This is a genomic window from Aliiroseovarius sp. PTFE2010 (assembly GCF_049943335.1).
In the GTDB taxonomy this organism is placed as follows: Bacteria; Pseudomonadota; Alphaproteobacteria; order Rhodobacterales; family Rhodobacteraceae; genus JBNFVY01.
In genome coordinates, this window is record NZ_JBNFVY010000001.1 from 370,978 (window position 1) to 383,718 (window position 12,741).

Consider the following 12,741-nt stretch of genomic DNA (forward strand, 5'->3'; position numbering starts at 1 on the left):
ACACCCCCATCATAAGGAGCATGTCATGTCTTCGATCAGATCCGTGTCGGTTGCTTTGGGCCTTTTTGCAGGCCTTGCATCACCGGCCTTTGCCGAAGTTGAACTGAGTTTCTACGGCGGCTACCAGACCGCGCCCCATTCAGACGTTACAGGAAATGACCCCGAAAACGGTGGTGCGCAGGATTTTACAGCAGGCTGGGAGGGTAAATCGTTTTCGCCGCCGCCCTATTATGGGATTCGGGCCACCTGGTGGCGCACGCCGACCTTTGGCTATGGCGTCGAATTCACCCACGCCAAGGTGTATGCCGATTCCGACACCCTGGCTGCCAATTCATATGAACGGTTCGAAATGACCGACGGGCTGAACCTGATCACGGTGAATGCCACACGGCGGTGGCCCGAGCAGTGGGGCGACTTTACACCCTATGTTTCGGGCGGGCTGGGCTTGGCGATTCCCCATGTCGATATCCGCGCGACTGGCGGCAGCCACACCTTCGGCTACCAGGCCACCGGCCCCGCGTTGCGCCTGACTGCCGGCGTCAGCTATCAGATCAATGACCGCTGGAGCGCCTTTGGCGAATACCAGGGCAGTTATTCGATGCACACGATCGATCTGGATAATGGCGGCGAACTGAAAACCGACATCGTCACCAATTCGCTGAACATCGGGGTCAGCTACGGATTCTGATCAGCCCGCAGACGGCTGCGTGGATTTGAAACTGTCGCGCGCGCTGAATGTCTCGAACCAGGCGTTCAGCGCATCATTGCCGTTGCGCCAGTTGCGCCCACCGTGCCGGAAATCGATATAGCCCAAGGCGCAAGCCACAGCGATCTGCTCCATGTCCAGGGGGCCGGCCAGATGGCTCATCCATCGTCCGTTGATTGCGTCGCAGGCGCGGGCAATCTTGTCCCACTGTGCATCCACCCATTCGGGCATTTGCTTGGCTTGCGGGCGCTGCCTGGCCTCGTATGTCATGGACACGGCCGCATCCAGAATGCCGTCAGCCAAGGCTTCCAGCGTCAGAACCTCCCACAGGCGATTTCCACCGGGATAGAGCTTGCCACCCGCCCGCGCGTCCAGAAAACGGCAGATCACGCGGCTGTCGAAAAGGGTTGGCCCATCGGCCCGTTCCAGCGCCGGGATCTTGCCAAGCGGGTTCATCGCGACACTTGTCATGTTCGGCTCTAGCGGGCTGCCTTGCCCGTTCACCAGTTCCACCGCATCCGTCTGACCGGTTTCCTGCAGCACGATCATGACTTTTCGCACATAGGGCGAATTGGGGCTGTGGGTCAGTTTCATTGCGCGTCTCCCTTTTCCTGCGAAAAGCTAGCCTTGGTCGTCGCGCGTGTCCACGCTGCGCATCAATTCTGCCAGTGCCGCGACATTCGCGCCAATCGCCCCGCCATCCATGCCACGCGCGGCGCCGGCGCGCGCCGCGGCGCTTTTGTTCTGACCCAGCTTCCATGTGCCTTCGACGTGTTCGATGTCAAAGCGCAACGGCACAATCATGCGCAAGAAGCGTTCGCGTGTCTGCGCGGTCATCTTTGCCATCGTCCAGGCGGGTTTCGGGGCAAGACGGCTTTCGAATTCTTCGGACAACCGTTCCAGCGTTCCGGGCAACATCTCTTGCGGTACAGGCACCAGTCGGCCGCGAAGGTGGACGGAGACATAATTCCACGTCGGGACCTGATCATCGATGCCGTACCAGTCTGGCGACACATAGGCGTCTGGCCCGTTCACGGTGATCACGGCCGGAACTTCGCCCAATCTAGCCACCGGATTTGACCGTACCAGATGCAATTCGGCCGTGCTGTCGCCGGTCAGCAGGAACGGGACGTGAGAAACAAGCGGACCTGCCGGACCGTTGGCGCACAGGCTTCCAAACCCGCGCTCTTTCGCAAAGGCAAGGTTCTTCGCGGTCTCTGTTTGCCGGTAGATTGGATTCGGATACATCGCCACGCCCCTTGTGATCGGGTGCAGGTTAGGCGGTGAAGCGGGGCGCTGGGAACCCCGAACTGGCGAGGCTTGCCCTAGGTGCTGCCGATTTTCAGTGCCAGAGACATCACTGTTGCCCCGGCCTTACCGCATCAAACGATCAGGCTATGACCATCATGGCCCGTGACCGTCGCGCTCACGATGCTGCCTTCCGCCTGATCTTGGGAAAACACCACCTCAGCGAATTGTTCGGTGCGGCCCATTCGCGGGTTTTCCATCAGGATCCGATGCGTCTTTCCGGTTTGCGCCCTCAGGTGGCGGTCAACGGCGGCCTTGCCGGCCGCGCGCAATTTTGCGGCGCGCGCCTTGATGACATTGCCATCAACCTGTCGCGGGATTTTGGCCGCCGGCGTGCCGTCGCGCTTGGAATAGGGGAACACATGCAGCCAGGTCAGCGCGCAGTCTTCCACCAGCCGCAGCGAATTTTCGAATTGGGCATCTGTTTCCGTCGGGAACCCGGCAATGATGTCGGCGCCAAAGGTCATGTCGGGCCGCAATGCGCGCGCTTCTTCGCTGAAACGGATCGCGTCATCGCGCAAGTGGCGGCGCGCCATGCGTTTGAGGATCAGATCGTCACCATGCTGAAGCGAAAGGTGCAAATGCGGCATCAATCTGGGTTCGGTCGCGATCGCTTGCATCAGGTTGTCGTCGACTTCGATTGAATCGATTGAACTGATACGCAGACGCGGCAGGTCGGGGACCAGTTTCAGGATGCGCAGCACCAGATCGCCCAGCTTTGGCGCGGCGGGCAAATCGGCGCCCCAACTGGTCAAGTCGACACCGGTCAGCACAACCTCGTTATAGCCCTTGTCGATCAATCGCTTGATCTGATCCACCACCACGCCCGCCGGCACGCTGCGCGAATTGCCGCGACCATACGGGATAATGCAAAAGGTGCACCGGTGATCGCACCCGTTCTGGACCTGCACATAGGCCCGGCTGCGCGTGCCAAAACCGTCGATCAGGTGGCCCGCGGTCTCGCGCACGCTCATGATGTCGTCGACCTGAACGCGCTCGGTCTGGCCGATAAAGTCCGGCCCAAGGCGGGCCCAGGTTTCTGGCGCCATCTTTTCGGAATTGCCGATGACCAGGTCAACCTCATCCATTTGCGAAAAGGTCGCCGGTTCCGTCTGCGCGGCGCATCCAGTGACGATGACGCGCGCGGTGGGGTTTTCGCGCCGGAGCTTGCGGATTTCCTGCCGCGCCTTGCGCACGGCTTCGGCTGTCACGGCGCAGGTGTTCACGATCACCGCATCGGATATCCCGGCCTGTGCGGCCAGATCCTTCATCGCTTCGGTCTCATAGGCGTTCAGCCGGCAGCCCAGCGTGGAGAAAACAGGCGGCTTCATATCGATGCCAGAAACTCTGCGCTCAAACTGGCCTCAAAGACCGACGCCACCGGGCCGGTCATCCAGACCCCGTCGTCTTGCCAGTCCAACGTCAGCCAGCCGCCATCGACCTGGATGCGGACCTTGCGATCGGTCAGGCCGCGCAGATACCCGGCCACCGCCGTCGCGCAGGCCCCCGACCCGCAGGCCAGGGTAATCCCCGTGCCGCGTTCCCAGACGCGCATTCGAATGTCGTTTCGGGCCCGCACCTGGGCAAACTCGACGTTCGTTTTTTCAGGAAACAACGGATGCGTTTCAATTTCGGACCCCAGCCCGGCCACATCCACTGTCTCGACGTCATCCACGAAAAACACCGCGTGGGGGTTGCCCATCCCGACGGCGACGGGGTCACCGCTTAGCGGCAGGTGCAACAAGTCGACCTCGTGGGCCAAGGGAACGTCGGCCCAGTCCAGCACCGGCGGGCCCATGTTCACCCAGACCTCTTCGCCGCGCATTTCGGCGATCAGTTTGCCGCGTTCTGTTCGGATGGTCAGGGTGGTTGCGTCTTGTTCGTGCATGATCAGCCATGCGACGCAACGTGTCGCATTTCCACAGGCCCCCGCGCGCGTGCCGTCAGAATTCCAGAAATCCAGCGCGATACCGTCGCCGTCGCTGCGAATCTCGGCCAACTGATCAAAGCCGACGCCCCTGTGGCGATCTCCAATGGCCCGCGCAAGGGGTTCGGTCACGCGCGCATCCCCCCCGCGCGAGTCGATGACCACAAAGTCATTGCCCGCGCCGTGCATCTTGCGAAAGGCCAGGTTTTTATGGGGATACGCTGCGTTCATGGCGCGCATATAGAACTCTGTCATCGAATTTACCAGAGAACCTTCCAAAAACAGCACAAACAGCGCTTGACCCCACTGAGCGCCTTTCATAAAGAAGCGCCTCAAGTGGGCCGTTAGCTCAGTTGGTAGAGCAACTGACTTTTAATCAGTGGGTCGCAGGTTCGAATCCTGCACGGCTCACCACTAAATCAAAGGCTTAGGCGTATCAGCCTGAGCCTTTTGTTTTTTCAGCGGACATTCCGCGTGGCACTTGGGTGTAGGACTTCGGCGAAGTATGTTTGGTGCGCCCGCGCCGACATGTGTCGATTGCATGGTTGCGTTGATCGCCTTTTGACCTGTCCGGAAAAGCCAATGTCGCGTTGAAACTGGTCGAGCGTTAGGGCGCCGACGACATGGTCGGACTGGCCGTAGATTGTGTTGTCCGCAAAGGTTTTCTCAAAACCTATGGTGCCCATTCTTGCGATATTGAAACGGAATTTAGGTAGGCGTCTGTAGGGGCGTTCGCCTTTTTCTTCCGCAGTCGCGGGACAACTGGAACAGTTCAGCAGGCAAAGCCGCGCCGCCGAAATGGTGATCATCCCTGACACAGATCCCGAGCCGATCTATTCGCGTTCCACCTTTCACCTGACCAGACAAGTGTTCCTGCCCCAATGCGACGCGGCGCAGTCAGTTGGACTGGCCGAGAACTTTTGACAGCAGATTGACGTTCGTCAATCGCAGTCTCTGTGCATGGTCCTAGACCTTAAAGAGCGTTCCGATCAGGGCAAAGCTGTCGTGTCCCATCGGGATGTATCTGAACAATGAGCAAGCGCCTGGCCCTAAATCCTCGCCTTTGCCCACGACGAACCAAGGGGAAATCCGAATGGCAAATGGAATCTGTGATATCTGCAAGACCAAACCCGCCACGTTTCGCGCGCAGGTTATGGTCAATGGCAAACGGCAAACATTAGAGCTTTGCGACGACGACTATCGGAAATTGGCCCGCTCGCAGGGCCGCACGAGTTCGCCTCTGGAATCGCTTTTCAGCGGAAATTCCATTTTTGATGAATTCTTTGGTGACCGTGGCGCGCGTGGCAGCATGTTTGATCGTTTTGGCGCGGGCAATGAAGGTGGCGATGACGTGCCGCCACCGTCGCCGCCCTCACGTGGCAGAGGTATCAACCTTGCCGATCGTTTGAGCGAACAGGCCAACAAGCTGCTGCAAGAGGCGGCCAAGAAAGCGCATGAGTTTGGCCGCGCCGAGGTTGATACAGAACACCTGTTGTTTGCGCTCACCGGGTCGGATGTTGTGATAACACTGCTTGATCAATTCAAGATCGATGCCGACGATCTGCGCCGGCAGATCGAAACCGAGGCCAAACGTGGTGAGGCCGCCGCGGATGCTGATATCGGCGTCAGTCCGCGCCTGAAAGATGCACTCAATCGCGCGTTCATTGCCTCGAACGAGCTTGGCCATTCCTATCTGGGACCAGAGCACCTGTTGATTGGTCTTGCCGAAGAAGGCTAAGGTGTCGCGGCGGACATCTTGCGAAAGTATGGACTGACCCCGCAGGCCCTGCGCCAACAGGTCACGAAGGTGGTGGGCAAGGGGGCCGAAGAAGGGCGCGTCGATGCGCCGTCGAATACGCCTGATCTTGACGAATTCAGTCGCGACCTGACCAAGTTCGCCCGCGAAGGCAAGCTGGACCCGGTGATCGGTCGCGCCCGCGAGATTGAGACCACCATTGAGGTGCTGGCGCGGCGTAAGAAGAACAATCCGGTTCTGATCGGGGAACCGGGCGTCGGCAAGACCGCGATTATCGAAGGGCTGGCACAGCGCATCGTCGCCGGGCAGGTTCCCGAGGCGCTGCGTGACAAGCGGTTGGTCGAACTCAACATCAACGCGATGGTCGCGGGGTCGAAATATCGCGGCGAATTCGAAGAGCGGGTCCAGAAAATCCTGAAAGAGATCACCGACAACAAGGACGATATGGTCCTGTTCATAGATGAGATCCACACCATCGTCGGGGCCGGTCAGGGCGGCGGCGAGGGCGGTTTGGACATTGCCAACACGTTCAAACCTGCTCTGGCACGCGGCGAATTGAACCTGATCGGCGCGACGACGCTCAGCGAATACCAAAAGTACATCGAAAAAGACGCAGCGCTCGAACGTCGTTTCCAACCTGTCTATGTGGACGAGCCGACCGTAGCGCAAACAATCATGATCCTGCGGGGTTTGCGCGATACGCTGGAAAGCCACCACAAGGTGACAATCACCGACGAGGCTATTATCGCCGCGGCTGAACTGTCGGATCGCTATGTCACCGGGCGGTTCCTGCCCGACAAGGCCATCGACCTGATTGACCAGGCCGCAGCGCGCGTCAAGATCAGCGCCACGGCGCGACCCATAGATGTGCAAGAGCTGGAAGCCGAGGTCGAACAGATAAAGCGTGAGCAGGATTATGCGGCGGCACGCAAGCAATTTGAACGCGCAGCGAGTCTGAAGACCGAGCTGGAAGGCAAACAGCAAGAGCTGGACGATCTGTTGGCCATCTGGAAGCGTGACCGTGCGTCGGCGTCAGCCGAGGTCCGGGCCGATCATGTCGCCCAGATCGTCAGCAAACTGACCGGTGTTCCGGTGACCGAACTGACCAGCGAAGAAAGAGAAAAACTCTTGTCGCTTGAGGATCGTTTGCATGAGCGTGTCATCGGTCAGGATGAAGCAATCCATTCGGTTGCGGACGCTGTGCGTCTGTCACGGGCGGGGTTGCGCGAAGGCGCGGCGCCGGCGGCGACGTTCCTGTTCCTTGGACCGACAGGTGTCGGCAAGACCGAATTGGCCAAGGCGCTGGCGGCGACAGTCTACGGTGACGAAGACGCCATGATCCGCATTGATATGTCGGAATATGGGGAACGGCACGCTGTGGCCCGTCTGGTCGGGGCGCCTCCGGGTTATGTTGGGTATGATGAAGGCGGGCAACTGACCGAAAAGGTGCGACGTCGACCCTATTCTGTCGTTCTGCTCGACGAGATCGAGAAGGCGCATCCCGATGTTTACAATATCTTGCTGCAAGTCTTCGACGATGGCCGCCTGACCGACGGCAAGGGACGTGTCGTGGATTTCACCAACACGATCATCGTCGCGACCTCAAATCTCGGGTCGGACATTATCCAGAAAAACCTCAAGAAACGGGGCACAAAGGAATTCGACGAAGCGCAGCAGAAGGCCGACTTGATGGGTGTCCTGCGGCATCACTTCCGACCCGAGTTCATCAACCGGATTGATGAGATCATCGTTTTCCATTCACTGAACCGTGCCGAAATTCGCAAGATTGTAGAGCTGCAATTGGCCCGCGTCGCGCGCACGGCTCTCGCTCAAGGGGTCGAGTTGGTGTTTGACGAAAGCGTGGCGGATCATTTCGGCGCCGTCGGTTTCCAACCGGAATACGGCGCGCGCGAATTGCGCCGTCTGATCCGGTCTGAGCTTGAGACAGAACTGGCGCGCGCCATGCTTGGCGGCAGTGTCGAAGACGGGGACAAGGTGCGTGTCATTTGGTCACCTGACGATCAAAAGGTCGCTTTTGAAAAGCTAGAAAAAACGCCTGAGACGCCATCGGGCGCGGAAAACGCAGACTAATTCCGCGCTGCGAGCGCTGGAGCGCCAAGCGGGCCTACGTTTTCAAAAAGTGGCCTAGGCGCGGCGCCGTGGGGAACTTGCCCCAAAAGGGGCAGGTGACCCGATGCAAGGTGTGTCTGCGCGGTGTTCATGACCTTCAGATGCATCAGTGCGACTGTTGGCAAACGGGCGTGAAACATAGGCCCATCTGACGATAACTGTCATTCCGTTTCCAATCGCCGGAAACCGTGAGGTGCTGCCCGTTCGCTGAAGGTCCAAATGTCAATTGTGGGTCACGGCCAGATATCCGTACCCGCCGACATCACCCTGGCCGATGAAAACACCGGTCTGAAGGTCCGCCCCGCCAAGATCGTGGTGGTAAGACCGTGGTGGTGGTTGTGAATGCATGTCTTGACTGCGCCGGTGGCGGACCAGAGGCGGCAAGTTCATCTTTCAAGGGCCGCTTCGCTGCGCCTGCTGGCCCGGTCTCTTGGCCCAAACCGTCCCCCGTTTCTTGGGATATCACGGAAAAACTGGAATCGCCGTGTATGGAAACAAGACGAAAGCCAAGGGCAAACCCGATGACGATTGGGACGTTCGGCGTTGCTGGGCAACCTGGATAGCCAGAAAAAAGTCGACGGCAAGGATTGGACGGATGGCAAAATGCCCGGTTCGCTAAGCCATTCGTCCAACAACGCCGGTCCAACAATGCCGTATGTTTTTATTGGCATCCGGGCAAAACCATCATTCCCCCTCTTACGTACATAGGTATGATCCAAAGTCGGTTAGTTTTCGTCTTCAGCCTGCAGCGCTGCGACAATCATGACACCGATGGCGAGCCCTGAACTCACCAGCAAAGCGCCGGATCGGTGACGCAGCAATCCGGGCAGTTCAGCAAGCAGGGCCACCCGCGCTTGCTGTCTGGTGTTCAATTGGCGCAGTGCAGCGCGCTCTTTCTGCAAACGAACCCGCCGTTTCAGAACAAACAGCAAAATCAGCGCTATCAGTAAAACCAATATCACCACTGCGAAAATTGCGGCAGCCAGCCCCCAAAGCGGGGCAAGCAACACTACCAGCCCCGCAATGAAAGCAACCCACGCCGTCAGCGCAAGCAACGAAACGGCTAAAAGGATCGCGGCATCACCCATCACATCACGGATGCGCTGTGATACCGCGCCGGTTACAGCTGCGGCAAAATCGCTGGTCGGGTTGGGCATGGCTTTTCTATTCGCCCCTTCGCACCAGCATCGCAATCACCATCCCGACACCAAGAGCGCCAAGGAACCATTGAAGCGGGTGTTCCCGTGCGCGTACTTCCATGTCTTTTTCGAGGCTTGAAACCTGCTTGCCCAACTTTTTTAATGCGCGCCGCGATTCATTCAACATCTCGTCTGACATCTGTGTTGCGCGGTCTTTCATGTCGGTCGCCTGCACCTTGCCATATCCGCCGACTGACTTTGCCAATGCCGCGATGTCGCTTCGGATTTCTGCCAATTCCGCACGAACTTCAGCTTCGTATTCTGAAGCGTCCGGATAACCATCGGATTTTGATTCAGTTTTTGCAGTCGCCATGACTGGTCTCCTTCTTGGTGTGTACCGTTGTTTCAGCAATCCCCTCGGAAATGCTCGCCAACATCACCTATTCAACACCAAAGACGTCCAACCGTATTGACGATCGTCAATCGTCAGCACGCTGGTCGACGAAAAAAGGAAGGATCAGGCCGAGTGTCCATTCGCCGATAGGGCTGAACTTGAGCTGCTGGGGAATGATGAGCCTGCATCCCAGCGGATTGTCCGTCGTCCTGCCCTTTGTTCCGACCACAGAAAAGGCTGTCGGCACCGGTCGCCCCCAGTCGATCTTGCGGTCCTGCTTGTGGGGCGGAATTTAATTTTTCGCGGGCGTCTCGGCGAACGCACGCTGATTACGCACCCCTAAGGGGGCCAGTTTTCCAAGATCTGCGTCGCTCAGCACTCGATCTGACGGCATATCGCCACTGCGTGACTGTTGCCGTGCACGACCTTCATTGATGCCGAGGCAACGTCGTTTTCAAAAATGGGGCAAGCGCTGGGTCTATGCACATGGGCGCGAGAAAATCTGTTGTCGATGCGATGACAACGCCAGCAAATGTTCCTGCATCGTTTCCGCCACAGGGCTGCTTTTTGGTTGCTGCGAAAAACCAAACACGTCCGGCCATTGACGAACGTCAATCCTGCATCATCGGTCTGTGGCACGTCTCTGTCATGATTTCAGATTCACCGAGGTCGTTTCACGGCTCTGGGTGGGTCACATTGAAGGGAGGCGCCACATGCCGGACATGACACCAGCCACAGAAACCCCGGATGCGCAGACACAGTCGCGATTTCCGACGGCTTACACGATCCTTTTCCTGCTTATCATCCTCGTGGCCGCGCTGACGTGGATCATTCCGGCGGGCAGTTATGATCGCGTGCTGGACGACACAGTCGGGCGCGAGATCGCCGTCGCGGGTACCTACCAAGAGGTTGACCCGAACCCTCAGGGTTTCTGGGACATCATGCTGGCGCCAACGGCGGGGTTTTATGACCCCGAAAGCTATGCCGCCAATGCCATCGACGTCGCGCTGTTCGTGCTGTTTCTGGGCGGTTTTCTGGGCATCGTGAACGCGACCGGCGCAATTGACACGGGAATCCGAAGCGTGATGCGCGGTCTGCAAGGGCATGAAATCTGGATGATTCCGATTCTGATGTCGCTTTTTGCCCTAGGCGGCACAACCTATGGCATGGCCGAGGAAACGCTGGCTTTCTACGCCATTCTGATCCCCATCATGATTGCGGCCGGCTATGACGCCGTCACCGGTGTCGCGATCATTCTGATCGGGGCCGGCATTGGGGTTCTGGGCTCTACGATCAATCCGTTTGCAACGGTCATCGCCGCCAATGCCTCGGGAATTCCATTCACAGACGGGATTGCCTTGCGGTTCGTGTTGTTGATCGGCGGACTGATCATTTGCGCAGCTTACGTCATGCGGTATGCCTCACGGGTGAAAGCCGATCCGTCACGATCCGTCGTCGCCAGGCAATCGGCCGCGCATCGGGCGCTCTTTCTGAAAGATCAACCAGAGGGGGCCGAAGCCTCCACCCTGACCGGGACCCAATCCATCGTTCTTGTCATTTTCGGATTGACCTTTGCGGTGATGATTTGGGGCGTATCCTCGCAAGGCTGGTGGATGGCACGCATGGGCGCGCTGTTCCTTGGTTCGGCCATAGTCATCGGCCTGATCGCGCGCATGGGTGAAAAGCAAATCACCGGCAACTTCGTCGATGGCGCGCGGGATCTTCTGGGCGTGGCGCTGGTGGTGGGGCTTGCCCGCGCCATCGTTGTCATCATGGAAAACGGCCTGATCGCAGACACTATTCTGCACGGCGCGGAACAGTCCCTTGCGGGTCTGGGCGATCTGGCCTTCATCAACCTGATGTTCTGGATCGAGGTCGGGATGAGCTTTTTCGTGCCGTCCTCGTCCGGTCTGGCGGTGTTGTCGATGCCGATCCTGGCACCGCTCGCCGACTTTGCCGGCGTGGCCCGGAGCCTGGTGGTCACGGCCTATCAATCCGCGAACGGGCTGGTGAACCTGATCAATCCAACCTTCGCAGTCGTCATTGGCGGCCTCGCGATCGGGCGCGTTTCTTATGACCGGTGGCTCGTATTCATTTGGCTGCTGCTTCTGATCTTGACCGTCTTTATCTCTGCCGCGCTCAGCATCGCTGCCATCCTCTGAGGGAGCCAATACAATGTCAGATTATCCTTTGGGCGTTCATTCTGAAACTGGCACATTGCGGCAGGTCGTCGTCTGCCGCCCGGGTCTGGCCCACCGCCGCCTGACACCCGACAATTGCCAGGACCTTCTGTTCGATGATGTTTTCTGGGTCAAACAGGCCCAAAAGGATCACGTCGTTTTTGCGCAGACCATGCGCGATGAAGGGGTCGAGGTTCTTGATGTCAACGATCTGTTGGCCGAAACGCTGGATATCCCCGAAGGTCGCGATTGGCTGCTGGATCACCGTATCGTGCCCGACCAGATCGGTGTCGGCATGTTGCCGGACCTGCGGGCCTGGCTTGACGAATTGCCCGCCACCAAGTTGGCAGAGTACCTGCTTGGCGGTCTGGCCACAGACGATCTGCCCTTCAAACCGGCCAGTCTGTTCGGCAGTTACCTTGGCGCGCATGGATTTATCCTGCCGCCATTGCCGAACGCCCTGTTCACACGCGATAATTCCGCGTGGATCTTTGGCGGTGTGTCGGTCAATCCGATGTATTGGCCCGCGCGGCGTCCCGAGACGTTGCTGAACACCGCAATCTACAAATTCCACCCCAAATTCGCCGGCAAGACGACGATCCACTTTGGCGATCCGACCGTTGACCATGGGCTGGCTACGGTCGAAGGGGGCGACATCATGCCCGTCGGCGATGGCACGGTGCTCGTCGGTATGGGCGAGCGGTCTTCGCCGCAAGGCGTGGGCCAATTGGCCGAGGCCCTGTTTGACACGGGCGCAGCGCAGAGGGTGCTGGCCTTTGCCATCCCGAAATCGCGCGCGGCGATGCATCTGGATACGGTTTTTACCCTATGCGGCGGCGATGTCGTGACCACGTTCAAAGAGGTCGCCGACGAGCTGGTCTGCTATGATATCCGTCCGGGCGAAGGGGCCGCGCCGCTGCAATTTCGACATGACCCGCGCCCTATTTTTGACATCGTGGCCGAGGTGCTGGGCTACAAGCGCCTCACGATCGTGCCGACCGGCGGCAACACGGAAGAAGAGCGATCCCGCGAGCAGTGGAACGACGGCAATAACGTGCTGGCTCTGCGGCCCGGCGTTGTCATTGGCTATGACCGCAACGACGACACAAACGCCGCGTTGAAGGCGGCTGGCGTCGAGGTGCTGGCCATCCCCGGCGCCGAGCTTGGTCGCGGTCGCGGCGGCGGTCATTGCATGAGCTGA

The 12,741-nt window shown here is 58.9% G+C and carries 11 protein-coding genes, 1 tRNA gene and 1 pseudogene; 7 read left to right on the forward strand and 6 right to left on the reverse strand.

Annotated features, from left to right (window positions below; genetic code table 11):
* Positions 1–25 precede the first annotated feature (25 nt).
* Positions 26–688: an outer membrane protein gene (locus tag ACP2AV_RS01800; protein ID WP_426370941.1), complete on the forward strand. Its 663-nt coding sequence runs from the start codon at positions 26–28 to the stop codon at positions 686–688.
* Here ACP2AV_RS01800 and ACP2AV_RS01805 read toward each other — a convergent pair whose 3' ends face one another.
* From ACP2AV_RS01805 to dapF, 4 genes are all read right to left on the reverse strand, one after another.
* Entirely contained in the window at positions 689–1,300 is a 612-nt protein-coding gene (locus tag ACP2AV_RS01805; protein WP_426370942.1) for a glutathione S-transferase, read from the reverse strand. It abuts the gene before it with no gap.
* 27 nt (positions 1,301–1,327) lie between these two features.
* Positions 1,328–1,954, reverse strand: a complete 627-nt coding sequence (locus tag ACP2AV_RS01810) for an FMN-binding negative transcriptional regulator (protein ID WP_426370943.1) — start codon at positions 1,952–1,954, stop codon at positions 1,328–1,330.
* A gap of 134 nt (positions 1,955–2,088) precedes the next feature.
* Positions 2,089–3,345 (reverse strand): tRNA (N(6)-L-threonylcarbamoyladenosine(37)-C(2))-methylthiotransferase MtaB, encoded by a 1,257-nt coding sequence (mtaB, locus tag ACP2AV_RS01815; RefSeq protein WP_426370944.1) that lies wholly within the window; start codon positions 3,343–3,345, stop codon positions 2,089–2,091.
* Positions 3,342–4,196 carry a diaminopimelate epimerase gene (gene dapF / locus ACP2AV_RS01820; RefSeq protein ID WP_426370945.1) on the reverse strand — a complete coding sequence of 285 codons (855 nt, stop codon included), beginning with the start codon at positions 4,194–4,196 and terminating at the stop codon, positions 3,342–3,344. Before dapF ends, mtaB begins: the two co-directional genes overlap by 4 nt.
* An 83-nt stretch (positions 4,197–4,279) precedes the next feature.
* On the opposite strand from dapF, the gene ACP2AV_RS01825 reads away from it, so the two are divergent.
* The 4 genes and pseudogenes from ACP2AV_RS01825 to ACP2AV_RS01840 all read left to right on the forward strand — a co-directional run bounded on the left by ACP2AV_RS01825 (position 4,280) and on the right by ACP2AV_RS01840 (position 8,169).
* Positions 4,280–4,355: transfer RNA gene (locus ACP2AV_RS01825), tRNA-Lys, on the forward strand.
* A gap of 384 nt (positions 4,356–4,739) precedes the next feature.
* Positions 4,740–4,865: a hypothetical protein gene (locus ACP2AV_RS01830; protein ID WP_426370946.1), complete on the forward strand. Its 126-nt coding sequence runs from the start codon at positions 4,740–4,742 to the stop codon at positions 4,863–4,865.
* Between the two features lie 169 nt (positions 4,866–5,034).
* A pseudogene (locus ACP2AV_RS01835) lies at positions 5,035–7,788 on the forward strand (AAA family ATPase).
* Between the two features lie 258 nt (positions 7,789–8,046).
* Entirely contained in the window at positions 8,047–8,169 is a 123-nt protein-coding gene (locus ACP2AV_RS01840) for a hypothetical protein (RefSeq protein WP_426370947.1), read from the forward strand.
* A gap of 383 nt (positions 8,170–8,552) precedes the next feature.
* Here the strand turns inward: ACP2AV_RS01840 and ACP2AV_RS01845 are convergent, their stop codons facing one another.
* Positions 8,553–8,984: a hypothetical protein gene (locus ACP2AV_RS01845; protein ID WP_426370948.1), complete on the reverse strand. Its 432-nt coding sequence runs from the start codon at positions 8,982–8,984 to the stop codon at positions 8,553–8,555.
* Between the two features lie 7 nt (positions 8,985–8,991).
* Positions 8,992–9,339 (reverse strand): DUF883 family protein, encoded by a 348-nt coding sequence (locus ACP2AV_RS01850; protein WP_426370949.1) that lies wholly within the window; start codon positions 9,337–9,339, stop codon positions 8,992–8,994.
* Between the two features lie 743 nt (positions 9,340–10,082).
* Here ACP2AV_RS01850 and ACP2AV_RS01855 point away from each other — a divergent pair.
* Together ACP2AV_RS01855 and ACP2AV_RS01860 are read left to right on the forward strand one after the other, a co-directional pair.
* A complete protein-coding gene (locus tag ACP2AV_RS01855) occupies positions 10,083–11,522 on the forward strand; it encodes a YfcC family protein (protein WP_426370950.1) in 1,440 nt (479 codons plus the stop codon).
* Positions 11,523–11,535: 13 nt separating this feature from the next.
* Complete coding sequence (locus ACP2AV_RS01860; RefSeq protein WP_426370951.1) at positions 11,536–12,741, forward strand: arginine deiminase; 1,206 nt, start codon at positions 11,536–11,538, stop codon at positions 12,739–12,741.

Excerpts from the sequence above, each read along its gene's own strand:
- ACP2AV_RS01800 (WP_426370941.1), top strand. The coding sequence starts at position 26 with ATGTCTTCGATCAGATCCGTGTCGGTTGCTTTGGGCCTTTTTGCAGGC.
- ACP2AV_RS01805 (WP_426370942.1), bottom strand. The coding sequence starts at position 1,300 with ATGAAACTGACCCACAGCCCCAATTCGCCCTATGTGCGAAAAGTCATG.
- ACP2AV_RS01810 (WP_426370943.1), bottom strand. The coding sequence starts at position 1,954 with ATGTATCCGAATCCAATCTACCGGCAAACAGAGACCGCGAAGAACCTT.
- mtaB (WP_426370944.1), bottom strand. The coding sequence starts at position 3,345 with ATGAAGCCGCCTGTTTTCTCCACGCTGGGCTGCCGGCTGAACGCCTAT.
- dapF (WP_426370945.1), bottom strand. The coding sequence starts at position 4,196 with ATGACAGAGTTCTATATGCGCGCCATGAACGCAGCGTATCCCCATAAA.
- ACP2AV_RS01830 (WP_426370946.1), top strand. The coding sequence starts at position 4,740 with ATGGTGATCATCCCTGACACAGATCCCGAGCCGATCTATTCGCGTTCC.
- ACP2AV_RS01840 (WP_426370947.1), top strand. The coding sequence starts at position 8,047 with ATGTCAATTGTGGGTCACGGCCAGATATCCGTACCCGCCGACATCACC.
- ACP2AV_RS01845 (WP_426370948.1), bottom strand. The coding sequence starts at position 8,984 with ATGCCCAACCCGACCAGCGATTTTGCCGCAGCTGTAACCGGCGCGGTA.
- ACP2AV_RS01850 (WP_426370949.1), bottom strand. The coding sequence starts at position 9,339 with ATGGCGACTGCAAAAACTGAATCAAAATCCGATGGTTATCCGGACGCT.
- ACP2AV_RS01855 (WP_426370950.1), top strand. The coding sequence starts at position 10,083 with ATGACACCAGCCACAGAAACCCCGGATGCGCAGACACAGTCGCGATTT.
- ACP2AV_RS01860 (WP_426370951.1), top strand. The coding sequence starts at position 11,536 with ATGTCAGATTATCCTTTGGGCGTTCATTCTGAAACTGGCACATTGCGG.